This window comes from Pseudoalteromonas sp. SIMBA_162, assembly GCF_046535955.1.
Taxonomy (GTDB): domain Bacteria; phylum Pseudomonadota; class Gammaproteobacteria; order Enterobacterales; family Alteromonadaceae; genus Pseudoalteromonas; species Pseudoalteromonas marina.
The window spans coordinates 307,588-334,093 of record NZ_JAWJBQ010000001.1; the positions used below are offsets into that span (position 1 = coordinate 307,588).

Here is a 26,506-nt window from a genome sequence, read left to right on the forward strand (position 1 = left end):
CGCGCTCACGCGACAATATATTTTTGTAGTTGAGCAGACTCAGCATCTACATCAGCCTGTTAGGCGAAAAATAGTCAATGCTTATTCGTAAGAGCGTTGTCGAGTCATTCTCATTTAATTTTATTTAAAATACACGTGATACATTGTAGGTGTCACCACTGTATGTAAGGATTTATAATGCCAGTTATTACCCTTCCTGACGGCAGTCAGCGTAGTTTTGAAAACCCTGTAAGTACCCTTGATGTTGCAAACGATATTGGTCCAGGCCTAGCCAAAGCAACCATTGCTGGTCGTGTTAATGGCGACCGTGTTGATGCATGTGACCTAATTAATGATGATGCACGCCTTGAGATCATCACAGCAAAAGATGAAGACGGACTTGAGATTATTCGTCACTCGTGTGCTCACTTAATAGGTCATGCGGTTAAGCAACTTTTCCCTGAAGCAAAAATGGCTATTGGTCCAACTATTGATAACGGCTTTTACTACGATATCGATTTAGATCATTCTTTGTCACAAGATGACTTAGATGCCATTGAAAAGCGTATGCTGCAACTTGCAAAAACAAACTATGACGTAGTGAAAAAAACAGTAAGCTGGCAAGAAGCTCGCGATACGTTTGAAGCGCGTGGCGAAACATACAAAATTGAAATTTTGGACGAGAACATTGCAAAAGATGATCGCCCAGGATTATACCACCACGAAGAATACGTAGACATGTGTCGTGGTCCTCATGTACCTAACATGAAATTCTGCCAAAACTTTAAAATAATGAAGGTAGCAGGTGCATACTGGCGTGGTGATTCTGAAAACAAAATGCTACAACGTATTTATGGCACAGCGTGGGGCGATAAAAAGCAACTTAAAGCGTACTTAAAGCGTTTAGAAGAAGCTGAAAAACGCGATCACCGTCGTATTGGTAAAGCACTTGATTTGTGGCATTGGCAAGAAGAAGCGCCAGGCATGGTATTTTGGCACAACGATGGTTGGAGCATTTACCGCGAACTTGAAGAGTTTGTTCGTGAAAAACTACGTGAATACAGCTACGAAGAAGTAAAAGGTCCAATGATGATGGACCGTTCTTTGTGGGAAAAATCTGGTCACTGGGAAAAATATTCAGACGCCATGTTTACCACAGAGTCTGAAAAACGTGAATACGCTATAAAACCAATGAACTGCCCGGGTCACGTGCAAATTTTTAACCAAGGTTTAAAATCGTACCGTGATTTACCACTGCGTATGGCCGAGTTTGGTTGTTGTCACCGTAACGAACCATCAGGCGCTTTACACGGCTTAATGCGTGTACGTGGCTTTACACAAGATGATGCTCACGTGTTCTGTACAGAAGAGCAAGTAATGGACGAAGTTTCAGCGTGTATTAAGATGGTTTATGATACCTATGAGACATTCGGTTTTGACAAAATTGTAGTTAAGCTTTCTACGCGTCCTGAAAAACGTATTGGTGACGATGAAATTTGGGACAAAGCAGAGGTTGCATTAGCTGATGCACTTAAGGCAAACGACATTGAATTTGATTACCTACCAGGTGAAGGTGCCTTTTACGGACCTAAAATTGAATTTACTTTGTACGATTGTTTAGACAGAGCGTGGCAATGTGGTACAGTGCAACTAGATTTTGCACTTCCGGGTCGTTTAGGCGCTACTTATGTAGCAGAAAACAACGAACGACGCACTCCAGTTATGATACACCGTGCTATTTTAGGCTCAATTGAGCGCTTTATCGGTATTTTAACTGAAGAATACGCTGGTTTGTTCCCAACGTGGCTTGCTCCAAAGCAAGTGGTAATTATGAATATTACCGATAAACAAGCAGATTACGTGCACGAAATTGTACAAAAATTAAATAAACTTGGAATTAGAGCCGCTGCTGACTTGAGAAATGAGAAGATTGGCTTTAAAATCCGTGAGCATACATTAAAGCGTATACCTTACTTACTGGTTGTTGGCGACAAAGAAGTTGAACAACAAGAAGTAGCGGTTCGTACGCGAACAGGTGAAGACCTGGGTAAATTTAATGTCGATGACTTTGTAGCTAAAATAAGCGAAGAGATTAAAAATCGACAGTAAAAATCGAGCGTGTAGGGCTGTAACTAAAAGTCATCTACACGCTTATATTATTGATATTCTTGGAGGAACGTACCATTAGAGGCGGCAAGAAAGGGCAACAAACAGCTCAAAAAAATCGTATTAACGAAGAAATTACAGCTCAAGAAGTTCGTTTAATCGACATCGACGGCGAACAAGCTGGCATTCAGTCATTAAAAGACGCACAAGCTATGGCTGATGCAGCGGGTGTTGATCTTGTAGAGATTAGCCCAAACGCTGAGCCGCCTGTTTGTAAGGTTATGGACTACGGTAAGTTCATCTTTGAAAAAAGCAAAGAACTGAAAGAGCAGAAGAAGAAGCAAAAGCAAATCCAGATTAAAGAAATCAAATTCCGTCCTGGTACGGATGAAGGTGATTATCAGGTTAAGCTTCGCAACTTACGTAAGTTCTTAGAAGCTGGCGATAAAGCTAAAATTACCATCCGCTTCCGTGGCCGTGAAATGGCTCACCAAGAAATTGGCATCGAACTATTAAACCGCGTTAAAGGCGATTTAGAAGATTTAGCAGTTGTTGAGTCTTTCCCAAATCGCGTTGAAGGCCGTCAAATGGTTATGATGATGGCACCTATTGCTAAAAAGTAATTTTTAAGTAATAATGCGCACCGAATTTAGCTCAGGTCTGCAAGCAATATGCAAATATTCACCTGAGTTAACCGGTTTTAAAGTAAAGTTGCAACATTTTATGTTGGGCTTTCACCGGAACATGGCAGTAAGTTAGGCCTAAAAGTGGAGCTATAGAAATATACCTCACGCCTGCTTACTAATTTAAAGGCAATACAATTGGAGTTATTGCAATGGCTTATAAGCTAAAAAGTCACAGTGGCGCTGCTAAGCGTTTCAAAAAGACTGCTTCTGGCGGTTTCAAGCGTAAACAAGCGCATCTTCGTCATATTCTGACTAAGAAAACTTCTAAGCGTAAGTTACACCTACGTCCTAAGATGATGGTTCATAAAAATGACCATGGTCTAGTTTCACGTATGTTACCGTTCGCTTAATAGGGGTTTTTAGAAATGGCAAGAGTTAAACGCGGCGTTGTCGCACGTGCACGTCACAAAAAAGTTTTAAAACAAGCAAAAGGTTACTACGGAGCACGTTCACGTGTTTACCGCGTAGCTTTCCAGGCTGTTACTAAAGCGGGTCAATACGCTTACCGTGACCGTCGTGCGAAGAAACGTACTTTCCGTCAATTATGGATTGCACGTATCAATGCTGCTTCACGTCAAAATGGTCTGTCTTACAGCCGTTTTATCAATGGTCTTAAAAAGACTTCTGTAGAAATCGATCGTAAGATCCTTGCAGATATCGCTGTTTACGACCAAGTTGCATTCGCAGCGCTTGTAGAAAAAGCTAAAGAAGGCCTAGCCGCTTAAGCTTTTTTATAAGAACTGAAAAGGAGCCCATTGGCTCCTTTTTTTGTGCCTAAAATTTGCTATGAAAACCCCACCACATAAAAGTTATTCTAAGTTCCCGAGTAAGATAAGCTGTTATTAATTTAAAGACCCAGCTGTATTTAATTGGATGCTAATTGTGCTGAAATACTAATAAAGCATTTTTGATCCATTATTAACTTACCTTAGGCTGTGTTTTTTGTTGAACTACCGCAGTTTTTTCGTAACGATCAGTTAAGTTGTTATAATTTGGCCATTAAAGCGTTTTTTTGAGAATAATATGTTAGCCAGCTTACTCTTTTTATCTGCAAGTATGACTTACGACAGCCATTTACCACCTTTGCTACCTTGGCAAGGACAAAGCTTATCGCTGATACAACAGGCAGGTCCTCTGACAACGGATTTTGAACTTTCAGATGGTTATATATCTCCTGACTACAAAAACACAATGGCTTTTGTAGAGCGTTTAGTTGCTGCAAACCCAACTCAATTCAAATCGCAAATAATTGGTTATAGTAATAGTAAGCGCGCTATTAAAATGGTTGTAGCGAGTGAGCAAGGTTTTTTTGATGCAGATCAGCTTGCTAATAGCACCAAGCCTACAGTGCTTGTTCAAGCGGGAATTCATGCTGGCGAGATTGACGGTAAAGACGCCATGTTTATGTTGTTACGCGATATAGCGACAGGCAAACGCAGGGATATTTTAAAGAAAGTAAATATTTTGTTTATCCCAATTTTAAACGTTGACGGACATGAAAGAAGCGGCCACTTCAACCGTATTAATCAACGCGGCCCAAGTAAAATGGGTTTTAGAACTAATGCAAATAATTTAAATTTAAACCGTGACTTTACAAAACTTGATACACCCGAAGTTAAAAGTGTTTTGAAGGTTATTAATTACTATAACCCAAATCTGTATGTTGATGTGCACGTTACTGACGGTGCAGATTATCAATACGATGTCACCTATGGGTATAACCCGGTTTTTGCGAGCGAATCACCTGCTATATCAGCTGCGCTAGACCAATACTTCAAACCTGTAATAGATGAAAAGTTAGCATCGCAAGGCCATATACCTGGACCACTTGTATTTGTTATGAATAAGCGAAACTTTAAAGAAGGGCTTGCAGGTTGGGTTGCTACACCACGGTTTTCAAATGGTTGGGGCGACTTAAAGTCTTTACCTACAATTTTAGTCGAAAACCATTCCCTGAAACCCTATAAGCAACGTGTATTAGGAACTTATGTATTTATTGATGGTGCAATTGATGCCTTATCAAATCACAGCCATGAACTAGCTAATGCAGTAAAAAAAGAACAGGCATTTGTGCCAAAAGAGCTTATTGTTCAACGAGGGTATAGTAAAACTCCTGTTGAAATTGAATTCAAAGGTATTCGTTATACCTCAAAAATGAGTACGTTATCAGGTCAAACAGAAGTTCAATATATTGGCGAGAAAGAAGACTATACAAACCTCCCTGTATATTGGCAAAAAGACGTACAAAAGCGTGTTGAAGTGCCTAAGGCATTTTTTATACCACCTGTTTACACGGATTTAATTGAAAAGTTATCGCTTCATGGTGTGTCTGTGAACAAATTAGTTGGTGAAAATACACAACCATTAAAACAGGCCAAAATAGATAAGTACTCTTTTGCTAAGTCACCGTTTGAAGGACGATTTAGAGTAACGGCTATTTTTGATTATAAGCCTGCTATTAATGTAAATTTAGACGGTTGGTTTGAAGTGACAACTCAACAAAAGGCAGGGGAATTAGCTGTTCATTTGCTGCACCCAGAGGCACCGGATTCATTTTTTGCATGGGGTGAGTTTAATACTGTTTTTCAACGAACAGAATACATGGAAAACTACGCGCTAATCCCGTTTGCCCGTCAAATGCTAAAAGATAATCCAAAACTTGCATTAGCATTTGATAAAAAGCTAAAAAATGATAAGTCATTCGCTAATGATCCTGATGCTCGCTTAAACTGGCTGTATGAGCATAGCCCGTTTTATGACCAAGCTTATTTAAAGTATCCAATACTTATGTCGTTTGAAGAAGAAATAGCAATACCAGAACAAAAAGATAAAGAAATATAGCGATGAAAGTTATAACAATACCAGTGACACCTTTTGCACAAAATTGCAGAATAATAGCTTGCGAAAGTACTCAAGAAGCAATCGTTGTTGACCCCGGTGGTGACAGCGATAAGATAATAGCTACTTTAACGAGTAATAGTTTAACCTTAAAAGCTGTTTGGTTAACCCATGGGCACTTAGACCATGTTGGTGCAGCTGACGTGCTTCGTAGGCAGTTTGATATTAAAATTATTGGCCCGCACAAGGATGAACGTTTTTGGTTTGATAGTTTACCAATGCAAGCTCAAATGTTCGGTTTTCCACCCATTGATCCTTTTTACCCAGATGCGTGGCTATCGCATGGTGATACTTTGAGCCTAGGTAAATTAAAATTCGATGTAATGCATTGCCCAGGTCATACGCCAGGACATATTGTATTTTATGAACACAATAATAAATGTGTAATTGTTGGTGACGTTATATTTAAAGGCTCTGTGGGTCGTACGGACTTTCCACAAGGCAATAGTCAACAACTTATAGAATCCATTAAGGCTAATATATTTACCTTGCCGGCGCAGACCGCGATTTTGTCGGGGCATGGCAGTGAAACAACGGTAGAGCATGAAATTAAAACGAACCCTTTTATGAGTGGGCAGTACGGATAGTGAGTTAAATGTATTAATTATGAGTAATTTATACATAGAAAAACTAAAAATAAGCAGACTGTTTTTAAAAATGGTTGTATAATTTAACCAGTTTATTTGATAAATAAGAAATAAAATGTCTCTAAATCACGTAGATCGCCAAATTTTGGCACTTTTGCAGCAAGACGCAAGTCTATCAACTGCTGAAATAGCCGACAAAGTAGGCTTATCTCAATCACCTTGTTGGCGTCGAATTGCTAAACTTGAACAAGACGGCTATATAAAAAGCAAAGTGGCATTGTTAGATGAAAAGAAACTAGGCTTTGATATGCTGGTATACGCACATGTGCGTTTATCTAACCATGGAAAAAAAAATCTGGCTGAGTTTGAAAAACTGATCATGAGTTATGATGAAGTTACTGAGTGTTATACAATGGCTGGTACCATGGATTTTATGTTACGTATAATCTCGCAAGGTATAGAGGGTTACGAACATTTTGTTAGAGATAACTTATTAAGTTTAGAATATGTACAAGAAGTGCATTCAAACGTAACAATGACATGTGTAAAACGAAGCACATCTCTTCCTTTGTAAACGGATAACTTTTTAGAACTATTTAGTTTAAAAGACAATGTAATTGTTAAATGAGCGCTAATTTGCTAGAATTTAGCGCTTTTTTTATACCCAAAACACACCTGAGGATCTCAATGTTTAACTTACTCAGTAGGGCGCCAAGCTCTGCTAAAAACGATATTCTATCTGGTTTAACTGTGGCGTTAGCCTTAGTGCCAGAAGCTGTTGCGTTTGCCTTTGTTGCAAATGTAGAACCTTTAGTTGGTCTATATGCCGCGTTTATCGTAGGTTTAATCACGGCTATATTTGGCGGTCGCCCTGGTATGATTTCAGGTGCTACCGGTGCATTAGCAGTTGTTATGGTAAGTTTAGTACTTGATCATGGTGTTGAGTATCTCTTTGCAACCGTTCTGTTGATGGGTATTTTGCAAATACTCGCGGGAATATTCAAGCTCGGTAAGTTTATACGTATGGTTCCGCATCCTGTAATGCTAGGGTTTGTAAACGGCTTAGCTATTGTTATATTTTTAGCCCAGTTAGGTCAGTTTAAAGTACCTGACGGTATGGGCGGTCAGCAATGGATGACGGGTGAACCATTGTTTATTATGCTAGGGCTAGTCGCGCTAACTATGGGGATTATTCATTTCCTTCCTAAGTTAACAACGGCTATTCCTTCATCTTTAGTTGCGATTGTGACGGTTACAGGCTTAGTGATTGGTTTAGACCTTGAAGCACATACCGTATTAGATTTTTTAAAAGGGATGACAGGTGATGAAGCAGCAACAATCGCAGGTGGGTTGCCAGAGTTTCATATTCCTATGGTGCCATTTAATTTAGATACACTGCAAATTATCTTCCCTTACGCACTGATACTTGCTGCTATCGGCCTAATAGAATCATTATTAACGCTTAGCTTAATTGATGAAATTACTGAAACGCGTGGCCACAGTAACAAAGAGTGTATTGGCCAAGGCGCTGCAAATATAACGTGTGGTTTTTTTGGTGCAATGGGTGGTTGTGCAATGATTGGCCAATCAATGATTAATATTAATTCTGGCGGTCGTTCACGTTTATCAGGTATAAGTGCAGCATTAATGTTGCTCGCATTTATCATTTTTGCCTCAAGTTTAATTGAAATGATCCCACTTGCCGCACTTGTTGGGGTTATGTTTATGGTTGTGCTTGGTACATTTGAATGGGCAAGTTTTAAAATGATGAAGCGCGTTCCATTGTCAGATGCCTTTGTAATCGTGTTGGTTTCAGGTGTAACGGTGATTACCGATTTAGCGATTGCAGTGTGTGTAGGTGTCATCGTGTCTGCACTTGTTTTTGCATGGCAACATGCTAAGCATATTTACACAACTAACTACATTGATGAAGAAGGCTCAAAAGTATATGAGTTACATGGGCCATTATTTTTTGGTTCAGTTAAAAACTTTTCTGAATTATTTGATGTTAAAAATGACCCAGAGAACGTTATTGTAGAGTTTAAACATAGCCGTGTATCAGATCACAGTGCAATAGAGGCTATTGACGCATTAGCTGATAAATATACTAAAGCAGGTAAACAGCTTCATTTGCGTCATTTAAGTAAAGACTGTACTCAGTTACTGCACAAAGCGCGTGATTTAGTTGAAGTAAATGTAATAGAGGATCCAACTTATAAAGTTGCGTCAGATAAACTTGCTTAAACAATAATTATCAACGTGTTAATGAAAGCGAAAGGGTAATACCTTTCGCTTTTTTATTGCGCGTAAGTTAAGTTTGCGTTGATTGTATTAAAAACTAAGATAGGCGGTAGTGCTAAACAGCCTCGTAAATCTATATAATAGGCGATGATATGAATTAGTTTATTTATAAAATTAATTAGTTATTAATAAATACAAGCTAAGAATAGATTTTAAAGTAGTTACTATTTTGGAGACAGTGTAAATTTTGAATTGGCAATCTTTAATTGATAACCGTCAGCGCTTTTTTTGGCTTTTGCAGATTGCAGGCTGGATAGGGTATGCGCTTGTCAATTACATTGGTTCTAAAGTATTTGAAATGCGTGATATTTACGTATTCGTTATATTATTAAATGCTTATGCTGGCTGTCTTATGACAGTACCTCTTCGCTATATTTACCGTACAGTTTGGAATGCTTCACCTATAGTGCTGATGTTAGTGGTGTTTGGTTCATCTTATGTAACGGGTACATTATGGGCTGTTGTACAAAAATTTAATCTATGGGAAATATATCGCCATGGTTACAGGCCAGAAGAGTGGTTTTATTACCTGCAACAAGGATTGGATTCTGTTTACATTATTTTGTGTTGGAGTGGTTTGTACTTTGGCGTTAAATATTATCAGCTATTGCAAAGTGAACGTCAAAAAGCATTAAAAGCCACTACAATGGCCCACGAAGCCCAATTAAAAATGCTTAGGTATCAGCTTAACCCGCATTTTTTATTTAATACGCTAAATGCAATTTCAACATTAGTTTTGGTAAAAGAAAATAAAGATGCTAACTTAATGGTCTCTAAATTGAGTGACTTTTTAAGATACACATTAAATACCGATCCCATAAAAAAAGTACCACTTGAGCAAGAGTTACATGCATTAAAGCTATACCTTGATATTGAGAGAGTACGTTTTGATGAACGTTTAAAGGTAAACATAGACGTAAGTGAACAAGCAAAACAAGCGCTTGTGCCTAGTCTTATATTGCAACCTATTATTGAGAACGCAATTAAATATGCGATTGCCCACTTATCTGAAGGTGGTGTAATTGATATCAAAGCCCAAGTGTTTGCTAACGAATTACTCCTTGAAGTGGGAGATAACGGGCCTGGCACAGAATTAGAAAATGGCAAGCTTGTTAACGCACAAGGTGTTGGCATTGCAAATACCAAAGATAGATTAAAAACGCTCTACGAAAATAATTATTCGTTTGTATTATCACATAATACGCCAAGTGGATTAAAAGTTAATCTGCGAGTGCCGTTTGAGAAGGCTGTGAAGAAATGATGAAAATCAGAACGCTTATTGTTGATGATGAACCATTAGCGCGCAAAGGTTTAGATGTAAGACTTTCAGAATTTGATGATATTGAAGTTATTAAATTATGCAGTTCAGGTGCAGATGCAATACAGACGTGTAAAAACGAAAAAATAGATTTAGTATTTTTAGATATTCAAATGCCAGGCATGAATGGTTTTGAAGTTGCTCGCGCGTTAAGTGAAAGCACTAAAGTACTACCTGCAATCGTGTTTGTTACCGCATTTGATCAATTTGCAGTAAAAGCATTTGAAATTCATGCATTGGATTACATTTTAAAACCCGTTGATGATAACAGACTAAAACAGGCGGTAGAAAAAGTGCATACCTATTTAAAAACGCAACAAGACAACGCCCATAAGAAAAAACTCGCGAGTTTTGTAGCTGGCATTACCGGAAATAACTGTGAAGAAATTCTCAAAAAGCTGGCAACCGGTGATACTTTAGCTGATAAACGTTACCCAGAGTCGTTGGCAGTAAAAGAGCAGGGCGAAATTATTCGTGTTCCAGCAGCAACCATTCAATGGGTAGATGCAGCAGGTGATTATATGTGTTTACATTGCCAAGATGGACAAACACATATATTACGTAAAACAATGAAAGAACTTGAGCAAGAGCTCGACCCTCATTTATTTGTTAGGGTTCATCGCAGCGCAATTGTAAATACAAAACAAATCAGTAAATTAGTAACACAGGTTAGTGGCGAGTATTTACTTGTTTTAGAAAATGGACAAGAGTTAAAAGTAAGCCGAAGTTACCGAGATAAAGTAAAAGCAGCATTAGCGAGCTAAAATTATAGTTAGAAATAAAAAATGCGAGCTAAGCTCGCATTTTTTTTAAAGCGTTAATTACTCAACAGTAACAATTTTCATTGTATTTGTTGCGCCAACCGTTTCCATTGAATCACCATGCGTTAAAATCACAGTATCACCTGACGCTAATGATCCTTGGGCAACAAGCGTATCTAAAGCTGCTTTAACCATTGCATCTTTTTCTGTTTGTGTTGAATCAAAAAACACAGGGTAAACACCACGATAAAGTGCGGTTTGACCAAGCGTACTAGCATGACGAGATAGTGAGTAGATTGGTAAACCCGAACTAATACGTGACATTAATTTTGCTGTGCTACCTGATTCAGTAAGCGTTACAATAGCTTTAACAGAGTCTAAATGGTTTGCCGCATACATAGCTGACAAAGCAATTGATTCTGCATTATTAGAAAAACGGCTGTCTAAACGGTGCTTAGATACGTGTGTTTCTTTTTGTGACTCAGCACCTAAACAAACTCGCGCCATAGTCGCTACAGTTTCTTCAGGGTAATCACCCGCTGCGGTTTCTGCAGAAAGCATTACAGCGTCGGTTCCATCAAGCACTGCGTTTGCAACATCCATTACTTCAGCACGTGTTGGCATTGGGTTATCGATCATCGATTCCATCATTTGTGTTGCTGTAACAACAGTACGGTTCAATGAACGAGCACGACGAATAATAAGCTTTTGCTTGCCCATTAACGCAGCATCGCCAATTTCTACACCTAAGTCACCACGCGCAACCATAACAGCATCTGAAGCAAGTACAATGTCGTCAATCGCTTCTTGCGTTTCTACAGCTTCAGCACGTTCAATTTTTGCAAGAAGTTGCGCTTTAGAGCCAGCTGCTTCAGCTAAAGAACGAACGTAACGCATATCATCACCACTACGTGGGAAAGATACCGCAATATAATCTACATCGATTTCTGCTGCTGTGATTAAATCTTCTTTGTCTTTATCAGTAAACGCAGGGGCAGTTAATCCACCGCCCAAACGGTTAATCCCTTTATTATTTGATAAAACACCTCCCACTGTAACGGTACAGTGAACTAGATGATCAACTACTTTATCAACTGTAAGTTGAATTAAACCATCATTTAAAAGAAGTAAATCGTTAGGAGATACGTCTTGTGGAAGCTCTTTATAATCGATACCTACAGCGCTTACATCGCCTTGCCCTTTTTCCATTTTTGCATCAAGAATAAACTTAGCACCCACTTCTAGGGTTACTTTGCCTTCTTTGAACGTTGATACACGGATTTTAGGACCCTGAAGGTCGGCAAGGATAGCAATATGTTTGTTCAATCGTTTTGCAATATCACGAACTGCTTGTGCACGGTCTTTATGATCTTGAGCCACACCGTGTGAGAAGTTTAAACGTACTACGTTTGCGCCTGCGCGAATAATTTTTTCTAAGTTGTTATCTCTATCGGTAGCGGGCCCAAGGGTAGCGACTATTTTTGTGCGTCTTAGCATCAATTTCTCCTGTGTGCTTGGTGAAAGCAGGTTGACGGTTATTTTGTTTACGATAGATATAGCTTTATAAAGCTATATCTTTAGTTGTAGGCAAGGCTAAAAGAATTGCCACTATTTTATACAAAACTATTGTGTCGTCATTATGACACCGGTGTCAAAATGCGTCAATGATCATAATTTTAATTTGCTTTGCTTTTAGTCACCCTTTGCTCGATGATATTTGATATAATTGCGAGGCTTTTATACCTGTAGTGAAATATTACTTTGTATTGGCTCATTGTTAGTATTTTATTACTGTATACGTATAAAGCATGCGGTATTATTGAATGAATACATTGAATTTTCTAACCAAATAGTTGTTACCGAGGAGGACACTAAATGCAAGTTGCATTAGTCGGGTTAGGCGTTATGGGGAAAAATCTTGCCCTAAATTTGATAGAAAAGGGGATAACGCTTGTTGCTTATGACAAAAACCCACATGCGGGTGAAGAGTTAATAAGTTGTGCTAAATCTCAAGGCATGGCTGACAAACTTCACATTGTTTCGGATTTAGGAGACATGGTAAGGCGTTTAGAAGCACCTCGTTCTATTTTATTACTTGTTCCTGCGGGTGAGTTAGTAGATACAGTTTGTAATGAACTGGTAAACGCAGGCGTAGAGTGTGATGATATTATAGTTGATTGTGGTAACAGTAATTATAAAGATGGTATTACGCGTAAACTTAAATACCAAAATAAATTTGAGTTTGCCACCATGGGTATTTCAGGTGGTGCAGAAGGTGCCCGCCATGGCCCAGCAATGATGGCAAGTGGGTCAGAAGGTGGCTGGGAACGTATTGAACCATGGTTTGAAAAAGTAGCTGCAAGTTACAATGGTAGCTCTTGTTTTGCACGTGTTGGCCAATCGGCAAGTGGACACTTTGTTAAAATGGTTCACAACGGCATTGAATATGCACTTATGCAACTCATTGCAGAAATGTATCAATTACTACGCTCAGGAACTAACCGTTCTCCAAAAGAAGTAGCTGCAATATTTGATGAGTGGTCACAAGGGCAGTTAAATAGTTACTTACTTTCTATCTCTAGCCACATATTAACCCTTGAAAATGATAAAAATGAGCCACTAGTCGACCTTATTGATAATAAAGTTGGCGCTAAAGGTACAGGTTTGTGGACTGCACAAAACGCGCTAGAGTTAGGAATTGCAGTACCATCACTTGTCGCTGCTGTTCAAGCCAGACACCTAACCAATGCCTGCGATACAACCGCTGCACAAGAAATGACGTACGCTTCAAAATCAACCAATATCGTTGATATTGATCTCGAAGAGCTTAAAGATGCATTTACACTTGCTAGTTTACTTGCGTATCGCCAAGGTTTAGCACTAATTAAAGGCGCATCTCGTACACACCAGTGGAAAGTTGATTTGTCGAAAACATTACAAACTTGGCGTGCAGGTTGTATTATTCGAGCTGACTACCTAGATAGCGTAGCGCAAGGAGTCGAATTTATAGATTCACTCGATAAAGAGGCGAATGCACTACGTAAGATAACAGGACAAGCTGTTATGTCTGGTTTGGCGTTTCCTGTATTAAGCTCTACACAAACTTACTTAGCAACGTTAACAACACCAAGTAATGGGCACCTAGTTCAAGCCCAGCGTGATTATTTTGGTGAGCATGGCATTAAAACCCATAGTGGTGAAACCTGCCATTTGACTGACCTAGTTGAGATTGACGCTAAAGTTCGTTAATTCTTTATTAGACAAAAAGGCACGCTATAAGCGTGCCTTTTTTGATTCTGCAGATGTGTAACTCTTTATCTTGTTAATTCACCACGCATATTATCTTGCATTAAGTGGCGAATAGTCTCGATTTCTAGATTCTGGCTGAATAGGCAATGAAGTTTGGTTAGGCAGGCTTCTAAAGTCATATCATACCCACTAATAACGCCAATATTTAATAATGCGTTGCCGGTTGCGTAACCGCCCATATTGACTTGACCTTTTAGACATTGTGTTAAATTAACAATAATCATTCCTTTATTACTTGCTTCACTTAACACAGATAAAAACTTATCGTCCTGAGGTGCATTACCCACGCCAAAGCTTAATAACACTAAAGCTTTAATGTTATCGTTTACAAGACTCTTCACCACCTCGGTACTTATTCCTGGATATAAATAAAGTACGCCAATTGGCTGTGGCGTTATTGTGGTTACTTGAAGTTCGTTTTCAACATAGGGACTTAGTTGGCCTTTAATAAGTTGAATATTAATGCCTGATAATGCAAGAGGCTCTAAATTTGGTGAAGCAAAGGCATCAAAACCATCTGCATGTGCTTTAGTGGCTCTATTACCTCTAAATAGCTGGTTATTAAAAAACAGACTCACTTCTGCAATTGGGTAATTAGCAGCTAAGTACATTGCATTTAACAAATTAACTTGTCCATCAGAGCGTAGTTGAGAAAGTGGAATTTGCGATCCGGTAACAATAACGGGTTTAGTTAAATTATCAAACATGAATGAAAGTGCGGATGCAGTATAGGCCATGGTGTCTGTACCATGCAGTACAACAAAGCCGTCGTATTGCTGATATTTGCTTTTTATATCATCTGCAATAAGCTGCCAGTGCGCAGGGGACATGTCAGATGAATCAATAAGTGGACAGTATTCGTGAATATCAAATAAGGGCATTTCATCACGATTAAATTCGGCATTGTTCATAACCGTTTCAGTTAAGAAACCTTCAGCGGGAATGTAACCCCGACTTGATTTTTTCATTCCTATGGTACCGCCGGTATAAGCGATATAAATGCGTTTACGTTTCATAAAAAAAGCCCAGTAAAAAAACTGGGCTTAGTATAACCTGTCGCTAGTGTAAATAAAGCAACGAGTGTGAATCACGCATCTTTATTGTGCAACTTTACACTCTAAACAACGAGCGTACACACCCTGTGGATCGTTATAATCCTTGAGGCTTTCAACTTCACTACTCAGTTGTTGAATGACGCTGTTTAAATTAGCTTGTGTTGCTAAAACAGATGGTGCTTGTGTTTGAAGACCCAACATCGATTTCACTGATGCACTTCCAAAAATGTCTTGTAGCATTTTTTCTTGCGGGCTCAAATCTTGTGTGATTGTTTTAACATCGTAGTTTTCTAACTTAGCAAGGGCGGCTGCAGCATCAATTGCATCTTGCTTATCACCTAGCTTATCAATTAATCCCAGTTCAAGTGCTTGAGAAGCAATCCAAACTCGACCTTGCGCAATTGCATCAACTTCCTCAGGCGTCATGCCTCGAGCCTGAGCTACAACATTCAAAAATCGACCGTACGCCTTTTCAACACTCATTTGAATAACTTGAGCCATTTTTTCGTTAAGTGGGCGAGTGACAGAAAAACCTGCCATTTCGGTGGTTGCAACACCATCAGAATACACCCCAATTTTTGATAGTGTATTTTCAAATGTCATAAATGTACCAAATACGCCAATCGACCCTGTAATCGTACTTGGTGCAGCCCATATTTCGTTTGCAGCAGATGCAATCCAGTAACCGCCAGATGCCGCAACAGAGCTCATTGATGCGATAACAGGTTTACCGGCTGCTTTTAGAGCTAATACCTCTGCGCGAATAACTTCAGATGCGAACATACTACCGCCACCTGAATCAATACGAAGTACCACTGCTTTTACTTTATCATCAAGTCTTGCTTTACGAAGAAGGGCAGCGGTAGAGTCACCACCAATTTCGCCCGCTCTGCGCTCACCATCTACAATTGTTCCTCTCGCTACAACAACCGCTACTTTCTCAGTCATTGGGTTATCAAAAACGACAGGAGGCTTAACCAGGCTCAGGTATTCACGAAACGATACGTGTTTAAATGTTTTACCATCTTCTTGCGCACCCACTAAATCTATCAATTGTTGGCGTATTTGCTGAGTTGTTTTAAGCGAATCAACCCATTGATTATCGAGTGCATATTTACCAGCATCACCGTTAGCAGCTTGCATTTTTTCTAGGTAAACATCCATAGTTTCATCAAAGTTTGACTCATCGAATGGACGTACAGCAGAAACATCTTGCTTATATTCATTCCAAAGTGCACCTAACCATACACGGTTTGCTTCTTTAGCCGCATCAGACATATCGTTACGGATAAAGGGTTCAACAGCTGATTTAAATGTACCTACTCTAAAAATATGCTGTGTTACTTCTAGCTTTTCTAGTGCGTCTTTAAAATACAGTGGGTACATGCCGTAACCTTCAATAGCAACGCTTCCATACGGATGCATCGCTATTTCGTCAGCATGTGCAGCAATGTAATACTGGGCTTGCGTATAGTAGTAACCTGTAGCGATTACTTTTTTGCCAGCCTGTTTGAAGCCCTCAATAGCGTTGGTAATTTGTTTAAGTTTATTTAAGTGCGCTTTAGGCATTTCTTGTAAATCAAGTAGTAGTACACTGATACGACTATCTTTTGCTGCTTCGTTTATGACTTCAACAACATCATCGAGTAAAATCTCACTTGGCTCGTCGTTACCTGATGTTGCGTCATTTAAAGCCGCTTCAATAGGATCTACATATAACTTTTCTTCAACCAATGGGCCATTTAGGTTTAACCTAAGAACAGAGCCTTCCTCTACAATAATTTTATCATCATCGCTTGATATACCTGCAATAAATACAATAACAAGTAGCACAAACAAAAAGTTGATTATTAATCGACGAGAAAAGTTTATTCCAGCCCAAATGCCTTTGAATATTTTTGCTATCAAAATAGCTCCTTAATTTGGTACAGCTAATACATTTGTTTCATCTTATCCTAGAATAAATATAAATTTAACTGCTAAATCGTAACGAAGTGTTTATAAATACGTTCAAGCTACCGAAAACAATGGATTTATTATGCGATACACTCTCGCATTAAATAGTAATTTTGAGATGAGTACGTATTTTAAGCGTGTCTTAAGTATTAATTAAATACATGCAAATATTGCTTATTCGTTATCATTAAAGCAGAATTAGTGAATCTACACAGGTTAGACCAGTTAATGGGGCATGAGATGTTAGAACAACAACTACAATTAAAACACACACAATTACGAAACAGATTAGTTATGGGCTCAATGCATACGGGCCTCGAAGAGGGATGGCATAACAGAAAACGTTTACGTGCATTTTATGAAGCCCGTGCAAAAGGCGGCACAGCCATGCTCATTACCGGTGGCTATAGCCCGAACCTGCGAGGCAAGTTAACGCCAATATCGTCTTCTTTTAACAGTTATTATGATGTTTTTAAGCATCGCGCATACACAGACGCTGTTCATAAACATGGTGGGAAAATTTGTTTACAGTTACTGCATGCGGGTCGCTATGCTTATCATCCTTTCAATCAGGCACCTAGTGCTATCCAGGCTCCAATTAATCCCTACAAGCCTAAAGAAATGTCACTGAGCTCAATTAAAAAAACGATTAAAGACTTTGCGCACTCTGCTTATATGGCTGAAAAAGCTGGGTATGATGGCGTTGAGGTAATGGGGTCTGAAGGTTATTTGATTAATGAATTCATGGCGCCACACACCAACAAACGCGAAGACGAATTTGGTGGAAGCCTTGAAAACAGAATGCGCCTAGCGCTTGAAATAGTCAAAGCGGTTAGGGCTAAAGTATCTGATAAATTTTTAATTATATTTAGACTGTCAGTTATGGATCTGATCCCTGATGGGTCCACTCCTGATGAAGTGGTTATTCAAGCCACTGAGCTTGAAAAAGCCGGGGTTGATATTTTTAATACGGGTATTGGCTGGCATGAAGCGCGCGTTCCTACGATTGCTAGCATGGTTCCACCAGGAGCCTTTAAAGAAGCGTCTAAGCGCTTAAAAAGTGTTGTTAGCGTTCCAGTCATTGCAGTAAACCGTATTAATACACCTGACATTGCAAATGACATTTTAAATGCAGGTGAAGCCGACCTCATATCAATGGCTAGACCTTTATTAGCTGATCCTGAGTTTTTTAATAAATATCAAAATGATCAAACAAAACAAATTAACATTTGTATTGGCTGTAACCAAGGCTGTTTAGATCATGTATTTAAAAATAAACGTGCAACCTGCTTGGTTAATCCTCAAGCGGCTTTTGAGCTTGATTACCCGCTCGATAAAGCGACAAACTCAAAAAATGTACTTGTTGTGGGCGCAGGCCCTGCTGGCTTATCCGCAAGTTGTTATTTGGCTCAAAAAGGTCATAAGGTCACTTTGATTGACCAAAAAGCGCAAATGGGTGGCCAATTTAATTTAGCCATGCAAATACCTGGCAAAGAAGACTTTAATCATACACTGGCATACTTTATTAATGAGCTAGAACGTTTAGATGTAGCGGTTAAACTCGAAACGTCATACAACGAGTCAATGCTGACACAGTACGACGATATTGTATTTGCAACGGGTGTTCGCCCACGTGAGGCGTCAATTAAATGTGGTGATAACAAACGCGTTTTTGCATACGATGAAGTAATTCGTGGCGAAGTCGAGTTAGGCAACTCTATTGCCATTTTAGGTGCTGGCGGCATTGGTTTTGATATGGTGGCATTTTTAAGTGAACATAAATCACAAACCATTGATGAGTTTAAAACGCAGTGGGGAATTGAATGTGAACCGAAGCCACACAAAGACGAGCGTCAGTTGTACATGTTAAAAAGAAGCTCTGGCCGATTTGGTAGTGAACTTGGAAAAACAACAGGTTGGATCCATCGTCAAGTAGCTAAGCAGCATGGTGTAAAACAAATTGCAGATTGTCAGTATCAAAGCTTTGATAGCAAGGGTTTAACTATTACAGTTGGTGGTGAAACTCAGGTTTTACCGGTCGACACTGTTATTGCGTGTATTGGTCAAGTTTCAAATGATGAAGTTGTAAAGCCTCATGCTGAAAACGCTAAAGTACACGTTATTGGTGGCGCTAAACTCGCTGCTGCAATTGATGCTAAGCGCGCTATTTTTGAAGCCCTTCAAATAGCGAGAAGTATTTAACCTTTCGACAAGTTGAAATAGTTTAGTAATTCATGCGGTCTTGGTTGTTTATAGTCTATAACTAAATAAACATTAAACACAGGATACGCATGAACATACTGACTCGCTTCTATGTAGCTGCAATAGGTAAACTATCATTTTTAGATGGGTTACCTCCTTTACTTTTTAGATTAATTTTAGCACCTGTGATGATTATCGCGGGTTATAATAAGCTCGCCATCAGCGGCGATGCTACTGGCTTTTTCAATAATTTTTTAGCATCACCTGATGTTGTGCAATGGTTTGGAAATAGTGAATGGGGCTTGGGTTTACCGTTTCCCGACTTACTTGCATTTTTAGCTGGTTGGAGCGAATTTTTGGGAGGTTGGTTTTTATTATTAGGCCTATTGACTCGCCTCGTAAGTATTCCTCTAATGTTTACTATGGTTGTTGCTGCAACATCAGTGCATTGGCACAATGGCTGGTTTGCAATTGCTCCGACTAACCCTGACACGAGTGCAGCTCAGGTACTTGATTGGTTGTCTATACCCGGCGCCAAAGAAAGTCTTGAAAACTCAGTTGAAGTACAAGAGCGAATTGGCAAAATACGATCAATAGTCGATGAGCATGGGTTTGTAGATTACCTGTACGAAAAAGGTAAACCTTCAATTTTAAATAATGGGATAGAATTTGCAGCCATTTATTTCGCAATGCTCCTGAGTTTATTTTTCACCGGAGGTGGGCGCTTTGTTAGCGTTGATTATTGGCTAAGAAGAAGTGTCTTTAAAGAGTAAATTTAACGTAAGTTTATATACGCTAGCAAAAATTATTTTTTGCTGGCGTTTTTATTTCAATATTTATCAACACAGACTTAAAATGTTACCCTAGCGTTTTAAATATCGAGAAATAATTATGGACGCTATTGAGCTTTTATTAACTCGCCAATCTGACTCAAAACTAACAGAGCCAGGCCCATCAATTGAGCAGCTTAATATTATTAAACAAGCTGCACTTCGTGTCCCCGATCATGGTTGCATAGCGCCATGGCAATTTATTGTTGTTGAAGGGCAAGCGCGTGAAAAGTTAGGGTCGATTTACCACGAGAGTGCTGTGGCAGAGCAACAAGAAGATAAAGTTATAAACCGAGCTAAAGAATTACCGCTTCGTGCTCCAATGATCATCATCGCCATTGCTAAATATCAACAACATCCTAAAGTCCCACGTATAGAGCAAGTCCAAAGCGCAGGGTGTAGCGTACTTGCAATGCAACAAGCCGCATTTGCACAAGGGTTAGGGGGTATTTGGCGCACGGGTTATTTTGCACAAAGTAATGCGGTTAAGCTAGCGCTTAATTTAAACGAGTTAGATGAAATTGTGGGTTACTTGTATATAGGTACACCTGCAGTCGATTGTAAAAAGTCACCAAGGCATAAGCCAGAAACTTATTTTACGGATTTATAAAATAAGTGTGAACTTTTACATCAATATAGGGTCACTTATAATTGAGTGTAAATTTTAACCGCTGATTATTATTGTCAGTGAGAAACTGCAAGAAGGGCATGGATGCTAAATAACTTGATAATTCTTCTGCAGATTGTTTTTTAATCGGTTGTTTTTTGATAATGTATGGAGAGTCTCAAAATAATAACGATAAAGAAGACTTAAATTATGGGAAATTTATTTTTACGTGAAAAAGAAAACTGGCTCGCTTGGTCAATTTGGGGCCTTTTAGGTGCGTTTGTTACGTTATATGTAGCAATGAGTACAAATGCTGCACCTTTTATTGCCGGTTCAGCCGTCAGTGTATTGGTACTACTTACTTGGTGGATGCAACAATCTAAACGATTTGATTTTGGACGCGCATTTAAAGTGTGTTGTTATGTGCTTATGTTAAGTATTCTGCCTACTTTTATGTTTGTCATTGTGCCAAGTGACGACTTAAACCGTTTTGATTTAATTTTTCAAGGGGTTACTTTTTTCTCATTGAGCTTATTGGTTTGCTTAGTGTGTTCTTGGATTGCGCGTAGGCCTAAACAGTATTATTAGTAACCGCTATTTTTAAAATCTTAAAATGAATAAGTGATAGTTTTTTTACGCTACTAGATTAAATTTTATTTTTTTACATTTAAAGCTTTACAAATATCTCGATAACCCATATTATTCGCGCCGTACGGAGAGATGGCAGAGTGGTCGAATGCACCGGTCTTGAAAACCGGCATAGGTTTGTAGCCTATCTAGGGTTCAAATCCCTATCTCTCCACCATTATTTAAAAACCGCCTTATGGCGGTTTTTTGCTATCTGGGGTTTGATAAATGACAGACAAAGCAACTATTCCTATGAGTGCACAGCTTTTAAAACACATTCTTTTATGGACCGTGTTTGGTTACTGTTACCAAAGCGGCATGAGCGTACTAATTAAAATGGCAGCCGATGCACAACCAGAACACCCATTAATTACAGCGTTTGCATATGGTGTTGGTTTTAATATTTTAGTGGCCCACTTAATTACTAAGTACGATACAAAATGGCCCCTAGTAGCCTCAGTTTTTATTGGTGTAGTTGGATTAGTCGCTGTACCAATTATTATTGGCGGCACCGCTAGTTTATTAACTTTTTCATTGCTTGCTGGATTTTTATTCAGTTTGATACTTAGTTGCTTTATTGTTGGTCTGTTAAAGGTAAAACTCAATAAAAACTAGCACCAAACGTGCGTTATTTTGTGATAGCATACTCATGTCTTTTAACTAACAAAACGTGAAAAACACATTATGTCAGATAATTTTACTACAGATGCTGAAAAAGCAAGTTACGGTATTGGCTTACAAATGGGTGAGCAACTTAAGTCTAATCCTTTTGAAGGCTTAAACCTAAATTCAGTGTTTGAAGGCATGAAAGATGCGTACGCAGGTAGCGCTTTTCAAGTTGAGATCCCAGAGATCCAAGCTGCATTTGAAAAAGTTAACGAAGAGATTCAAGCTCGTCGTGAAGAAGAGTCAAAAGTACTTTCTGCTGAAGGTATTGCATTCTTAGAAGAAAACGCAAAACGTCCTGAAATCACTGTTACTGAGTCTGGTCTTCAATATGAAGTATTAGCAACAGGTGAAGGCGAAAAGCCAACTGCTGAGTCTACAGTACGTGTTGATTACCACGGTACATTAATTAACGGTACAGTATTTGATAGCTCTTACGAGCGCGGTCAACCAGCTGAATTCCCAGTAGGTGGCGTGATCAAAGGTTGGACTGAAGCTTTACAAATGATGCCAGTAGGCACTAAATGGCGTATTTACGTTCCTCATGAGCTAGCTTATGGTGAACGTGGTGCAGGTGCTGCAATTGCACCTTTCTCAACGCTTGTATTTGATGTTGAGCTACACGAAATCCTTTCTTAATAGTCATTATTAAGTTAGTTAAAAAACCGCGCTTATTATTAGCGCGGTTTTTTTGTGCCTATAAAAATTACCTTTAATTATTGTCAGGCAATACGCATAGTCACTTTTAAAATGATTAACGCCAAACGCCAAACGCCAAACGCCAAACGCCAAACGCCAAACGCCAAACGCCAATTACAAAGCAAGTCATTAAAAAAAACCGCATTTAAAAATGCGGTTTCAAAAGGGAGTTATTAATTAAACACTTTAATCTCAAAGCATAGCTTTTAATGATTAAAAGTAGCCGCGAACACCCAAGCGAATATTTCTACCTGGAAGAGGGGCTTTATCTTTTATAAATGAGGTATGAACAAACCCAAGCTCATCAGTCAGGTTATCAACATTTATATAAAATTGAGCATCAACAGCACCTAACCCTAATTGGTAGTTAGCTTGAGCATCAAATAAAGTATAACCATCCGTTTGGCTTTCAAACGCAGTGATATCATTTTGATCGAAGTAATGTGTGCCAGTTAACGTTAGTTGTAGGTTACCTAAATCATACTGTAACTCAGAGCCTAACTTATTTGCTGGTATACGCGGCAAGTTGCCTTCATCACTTTTAAGTTTAGCGCGGGTAGAGTCACCAAATACTTTAACCATTGTGTTTGGTGTAATTTGGTAGTGTGCATCGAACTCAAATCCATAGAGCTCTGCATCTTTGCTTTTAAATTGGTAAACAGCGACTGCATCGTCGTGTGCACCAATAGCGGATTCTAAACCCTCTTCTTCATCGTAAACTAATCCCGTATTTTCTTGAAAATAGAAATTTTTAATATCATTATAGAAAAAGTTTACAGTGTAACCAAAATCTCCGCTAAAGCGTCTAAAGCTTAAATCAAGGTTAGTTGATTTTTCTTGCTTGATGTCCTCAGGTTCAAAATGCGCTTCGTTATCTTCGATGTGGTAACCTAAGCCAAGTTCGTAAGTACCTGTTGCAATGTGTAGGCCATTTGATAACAGCTCAGCAGAAAGCGGCGCACGCTCAGAATGAGATAGGCTCAGTGCTAAACTTTGTCCTGGCGTATATTGCCAAATAGCCCCTGCAGATGCACTTACGTTAGTAAAGCTTTCACTGTAGGCAATTATCTCTTCTTCATGTTCTTCTTCAAGTTCTTCAACTTCTTCATCATGGTCATGATGATGCTCAGCTGAAGATATATTACTTTCAATTTTGTAATCTTCAATACGAGCCCCAAGCTCTAAAGTTACATCACCAAACACGCGTTCTTCTAACACATAAAGTGCATTTGAGGTTGTTATACTGGCTGGAGTAAATGCTTCATCACCAATTGCGTCGTAGTCAGAATCGCTGTAATGATAGCCCAGCATACCATGCCAATCCGCGAATTTATGTTCTACGTTTAAACGCGCTTCGGTAGTTTCATTAGTGAACGTGGTGCCAATTTCACCATCTTCAATTTCACTGTGTGAATAGTCTGTATAACCAATACGAAGGTTGATTGTTTCTATCCAGTTATTGTGAAGCGCATAACTGACTAAGCCTTGCCAACGGTCTTGCTCTAGCTGTGCAAAAACAACTTCTTCGCCTTCTTCTTCATCCTCATGTTCTGCGTGTTCTTCTTCAGTTTCACCTTCGTGATCATGCTCATGATGATGTTCATGTCCAGGTATTCCATAGTCAGTTTCTATACTACCGTAAGAAAATCCGACAGTAAGGTGCTCGCCAACGTAACTAGAACCAAAATTTAGTGTTTCGCTATCAATAAACGTGTTTTCTACTGAGTTTTCAGTTTCTATGTCGCCATCTTCGTCAGTTACTGTAAATGTAGGCGTTTCATAGTCATCGCCACTGCGTTTAGTCCCATCAAAATGAAAGTTAAATCCGTCATTTCCTGTTTCTAGTTTTGCGGCCACGGTATTTGAGTTAGAAACCGTGTCATGGCTATACTCAGCGGCACCGGTTAAATCATCTAAATTACTCGTTGGAATACGGTTATCAACCACATTTACCACACCACCAATTGCACCTGAGCCATACAAAAGTGTACTTGGTCCACGAAGTACTTCAATTTGTTCAGCTGCTAAGCTGTCGCTTGAGGTTGCATGGTCTGGTCCAATGCGCGACGCATCACTAGCATCTAATCCGTTTTGGGTGATTTTAACGCGAGGACCATCTAAACCTCGAATAATAGGGCTTGAGGATACAGGGCCAAAGTAGCTTGCATTAACACCAGGTAAACCTTTTAGTGTTTCGCCAAGTGTTGGTTTAGATTTATTTCTTAATTCATCACCCGACAGAACGCTTACCGGTGAAATCATTTCTAGGCTGCTTTTGTGTAGCGCAGATGCGTATACAACAACGGTTTCAACCGAGGTTGGTAAAAGTGAAACCGTGACATTGTTTGACGATTCAGTCACCGTTATTCTTGAATCTACGTAGTTGTCTTTACTGATATGAAGTTGGCTGTTAGCGTCAATTTCAATTGAGAATTCGCCAAGCTCATTACTTTTTATAGTTTGATTTTTTCCATGAATATGAATGGAAGCGTTTTCAATAGGTTGATTTTTATCGTTTATTACTTTACCTGATATTGTTGCAGCTAGAGCAGATTGGGTGCATAAAACCGATAAAATGGCAGAAGAAATTAATGTTAACTTTGTCATTGGTAAATTATTTGGTGATTACATGTTGTGATATAATATAACAGTTCATAATTTTTGAATCAACAATGTTATACTATAACTTTTGCATTTGCGTTTAATCAACTAAAAATGATGATATATCACTCAGGTTGGTATTTTATCTGCTATCAATCATTAGTACATCAAGCTTGTATTGTGCACGTGTTTGGTTTTTTAAGTCAGTAGGCTCTAGCATTTCACATTCGTCTCGTAGCATTTCGGCTATTAGGCTAGGGTATTGGCGGCAATCTTCAGGTCGGTCTAGGTAAATATTACATATGAATTTATCGCGATCACCTTCATCTTTTTTAGGTTCAATTGCTAAAAATGGGCAGTTATTTAATTTATCACCTGTGTTCGGCTCAAACCAAATTTTATTGTTTTGTACATATTGATAAATCTCGGGATTAAAGAGCGCCCACATTTCAATTTCTTCTGATGATACGTCGAGGTCACCACCACCATATTTGGTACAGCATTTACCACACTGGTTACACTCTTTCATGATTTATTCATCTTTATATAATTTTTACAATTATTAGTTTAACAGCTCATGTTAAATTGTTTGAAATTATTATTTTATTTACGCTAAGCATTTTAATTTATAGCCTGAAAAAGCTTACCAAATATTCTTTTTCGTTCTGATATTTACAAATCAACTATAGTTAAGCCTTATAGAGGGTTTTACTACCTATAAAATAGATAAACCTCATCAAAAATACATTTTTAACTACTGCTCCTGGAGTTAAATTGTTTGCTATATACTTTAATGTTGTATGATCGGCCTAAAGGCATATTTAATGAGCCATTTAAATTTATATTTTGCTATTTTAAGCATAAATACATTAAGGGTGATACGTAATGATGAATACAAAAGTATACAAAGCGGTACATGATTTGGCTGAAGAATTAATGAGTGCGGCGAATAAAAATGATCGCAAACGCTTTGAGTTACTTTTTTCTAAACTAAAAGCAATTTGTGAAGAAAACGAAAATACCTCTAAAGATCATCCTGTTCAGTGGGAAACACTGGCTGATTTTACAGAAGAGTTAGAAGATGCTATTACTACCTACGAGAAGGCACTAGCAAAATCTATTGCTATTAATAATAAAGACCATATGTCGTCGGTTGCTTTTTCTATGGCGACACTACAACTTGAGATGGGTCAAAAAGAAGAGGCTATAAAAAATCTTCAAAGTGCCAAAGTCAGTGCAAATAAAATAGAAGACAAAGAACTTAAAGCAGAGATTCATGACTTGTTAGAGTCACTTGTTGAAGAAGAAGGCTAATTAA

General features: G+C 38.7%; 23 protein-coding genes and 1 tRNA gene. 19 read left to right on the plus strand and 5 right to left on the minus strand.

What is annotated here, in order from left to right; all coding sequences use genetic code 11:
• Positions 1 to 177 precede the first annotated feature (177 nt).
• The 10 genes from thrS (at position 178) to R0J88_RS01365 (ending at position 10,639) form a co-directional block, all read left to right on the plus strand.
• Complete coding sequence (gene thrS / locus R0J88_RS01320; protein ID WP_410898839.1) at positions 178 to 2,088, plus strand: threonine--tRNA ligase; 1,911 nt, start codon at positions 178 to 180, stop codon at positions 2,086 to 2,088.
• Positions 2,089 to 2,147: 59 nt separating this feature from the next.
• On the plus strand, positions 2,148 to 2,708 hold the full coding sequence (gene infC, locus R0J88_RS01325; protein ID WP_006794470.1) for a translation initiation factor IF-3: 561 nt from the start codon (positions 2,148 to 2,150) through the stop codon (positions 2,706 to 2,708).
• 212 nt (positions 2,709 to 2,920) lie between these two features.
• The gene (rpmI, locus tag R0J88_RS01330; protein WP_002960713.1) at positions 2,921 to 3,121 is read left to right on the plus strand and encodes a 50S ribosomal protein L35; all 201 of its coding nucleotides are present in this window, start codon (positions 2,921 to 2,923) and stop codon (positions 3,119 to 3,121) included.
• A 15-nt stretch (positions 3,122 to 3,136) separates the two neighbouring features.
• On the plus strand, positions 3,137 to 3,496 hold the full coding sequence (rplT, locus tag R0J88_RS01335; RefSeq protein WP_002960711.1) for a 50S ribosomal protein L20: 360 nt from the start codon (positions 3,137 to 3,139) through the stop codon (positions 3,494 to 3,496).
• Positions 3,497 to 3,794: 298 nt separating this feature from the next.
• The gene (locus R0J88_RS01340; protein WP_410898840.1) at positions 3,795 to 5,612 is read left to right on the plus strand and encodes a M14 family metallopeptidase; all 1,818 of its coding nucleotides are present in this window, start codon (positions 3,795 to 3,797) and stop codon (positions 5,610 to 5,612) included.
• A gap of 2 nt (positions 5,613 to 5,614) precedes the next feature.
• Positions 5,615 to 6,256: an MBL fold metallo-hydrolase gene (locus R0J88_RS01345; RefSeq protein WP_410898841.1), complete on the plus strand. Its 642-nt coding sequence runs from the start codon at positions 5,615 to 5,617 to the stop codon at positions 6,254 to 6,256.
• A gap of 115 nt (positions 6,257 to 6,371) precedes the next feature.
• Positions 6,372 to 6,830, plus strand: a complete 459-nt coding sequence (locus tag R0J88_RS01350) for an Lrp/AsnC family transcriptional regulator (protein WP_002960703.1) — start codon at positions 6,372 to 6,374, stop codon at positions 6,828 to 6,830.
• Positions 6,831 to 6,943: 113 nt separating this feature from the next.
• Positions 6,944 to 8,500, plus strand: coding sequence for a SulP family inorganic anion transporter (locus tag R0J88_RS01355; RefSeq protein WP_006794467.1), 1,557 nt, complete (start codon positions 6,944 to 6,946; stop codon positions 8,498 to 8,500).
• A 244-nt stretch (positions 8,501 to 8,744) separates the two neighbouring features.
• The gene (locus tag R0J88_RS01360) at positions 8,745 to 9,818 is read left to right on the plus strand and encodes a sensor histidine kinase (RefSeq protein WP_243533537.1); all 1,074 of its coding nucleotides are present in this window, start codon (positions 8,745 to 8,747) and stop codon (positions 9,816 to 9,818) included.
• Positions 9,815 to 10,639 carry a LytR/AlgR family response regulator transcription factor gene (locus R0J88_RS01365; protein ID WP_006794465.1) on the plus strand — a complete coding sequence of 275 codons (825 nt, stop codon included), beginning with the start codon at positions 9,815 to 9,817 and terminating at the stop codon, positions 10,637 to 10,639. The genes R0J88_RS01360 and R0J88_RS01365 overlap by 4 nt, the downstream gene beginning before the upstream one ends.
• Positions 10,640 to 10,696: 57 nt before the next feature.
• Here the strand turns inward: R0J88_RS01365 and pyk are convergent, their stop codons facing one another.
• Complete coding sequence (gene pyk / locus R0J88_RS01370; RefSeq protein ID WP_039036906.1) at positions 10,697 to 12,133, minus strand: pyruvate kinase; 1,437 nt, start codon at positions 12,131 to 12,133, stop codon at positions 10,697 to 10,699.
• A gap of 378 nt (positions 12,134 to 12,511) precedes the next feature.
• Between pyk and gndA the strand changes: the two genes are divergently transcribed.
• A complete protein-coding gene (gene gndA / locus R0J88_RS01375) occupies positions 12,512 to 13,885 on the plus strand; it encodes an NADP-dependent phosphogluconate dehydrogenase (protein ID WP_039036907.1) in 1,374 nt (457 codons plus the stop codon).
• Positions 13,886 to 13,950: 65 nt separating this feature from the next.
• Here the strand turns inward: gndA and ansA are convergent, their stop codons facing one another.
• Together ansA and sppA are read right to left on the minus strand one after the other, a co-directional pair.
• Positions 13,951 to 14,961 (minus strand): asparaginase, encoded by a 1,011-nt coding sequence (ansA, locus tag R0J88_RS01380; RefSeq protein WP_006794462.1) that lies wholly within the window; start codon positions 14,959 to 14,961, stop codon positions 13,951 to 13,953.
• Positions 14,962 to 15,042: 81 nt separating this feature from the next.
• Positions 15,043 to 16,908, minus strand: coding sequence for a signal peptide peptidase SppA (gene sppA / locus R0J88_RS01385; RefSeq protein WP_410898842.1), 1,866 nt, complete (start codon positions 16,906 to 16,908; stop codon positions 15,043 to 15,045).
• Positions 16,909 to 17,196: 288 nt separating this feature from the next.
• Between sppA and R0J88_RS01390 the strand changes: the two genes are divergently transcribed.
• From R0J88_RS01390 to R0J88_RS01420, 7 genes are all read left to right on the plus strand, one after another.
• Positions 17,197 to 19,158, plus strand: a complete 1,962-nt coding sequence (locus tag R0J88_RS01390; RefSeq protein ID WP_203987058.1) for an FAD-dependent oxidoreductase — start codon at positions 17,197 to 17,199, stop codon at positions 19,156 to 19,158.
• A gap of 89 nt (positions 19,159 to 19,247) precedes the next feature.
• Complete coding sequence (locus R0J88_RS01395) at positions 19,248 to 19,931, plus strand: DoxX family protein (protein WP_410898843.1); 684 nt, start codon at positions 19,248 to 19,250, stop codon at positions 19,929 to 19,931.
• Positions 19,932 to 20,049: 118 nt separating this feature from the next.
• Positions 20,050 to 20,598: an NAD(P)H nitroreductase gene (locus R0J88_RS01400; protein WP_006794458.1), complete on the plus strand. Its 549-nt coding sequence runs from the start codon at positions 20,050 to 20,052 to the stop codon at positions 20,596 to 20,598.
• Positions 20,599 to 20,805: 207 nt separating this feature from the next.
• Complete coding sequence (locus R0J88_RS01405) at positions 20,806 to 21,183, plus strand: hypothetical protein (protein WP_006794457.1); 378 nt, start codon at positions 20,806 to 20,808, stop codon at positions 21,181 to 21,183.
• A gap of 126 nt (positions 21,184 to 21,309) precedes the next feature.
• Positions 21,310 to 21,400 (plus strand) — tRNA-Ser (locus R0J88_RS01410).
• A gap of 50 nt (positions 21,401 to 21,450) precedes the next feature.
• Entirely contained in the window at positions 21,451 to 21,837 is a 387-nt protein-coding gene (locus R0J88_RS01415; RefSeq protein WP_006794456.1) for a hypothetical protein, read from the plus strand.
• Positions 21,838 to 21,906: 69 nt separating this feature from the next.
• Entirely contained in the window at positions 21,907 to 22,527 is a 621-nt protein-coding gene (locus tag R0J88_RS01420; RefSeq protein ID WP_006794455.1) for an FKBP-type peptidyl-prolyl cis-trans isomerase, read from the plus strand.
• Positions 22,528 to 22,800: 273 nt separating this feature from the next.
• Here the strand turns inward: R0J88_RS01420 and R0J88_RS01425 are convergent, their stop codons facing one another.
• Positions 22,801 to 25,194 carry a TonB-dependent receptor gene (locus tag R0J88_RS01425; protein WP_410898844.1) on the minus strand — a complete coding sequence of 798 codons (2,394 nt, stop codon included), beginning with the start codon at positions 25,192 to 25,194 and terminating at the stop codon, positions 22,801 to 22,803.
• A 136-nt stretch (positions 25,195 to 25,330) separates the two neighbouring features.
• Positions 25,331 to 25,717: a YkgJ family cysteine cluster protein gene (locus R0J88_RS01430; RefSeq protein ID WP_276754873.1), complete on the minus strand. Its 387-nt coding sequence runs from the start codon at positions 25,715 to 25,717 to the stop codon at positions 25,331 to 25,333.
• Positions 25,718 to 26,073: 356 nt separating this feature from the next.
• Between R0J88_RS01430 and R0J88_RS01435 the strand changes: the two genes are divergently transcribed.
• On the plus strand, positions 26,074 to 26,502 hold the full coding sequence (locus R0J88_RS01435; protein ID WP_039036914.1) for a hypothetical protein: 429 nt from the start codon (positions 26,074 to 26,076) through the stop codon (positions 26,500 to 26,502).
• Positions 26,503 to 26,506: the final 4 nt, after the last annotated feature.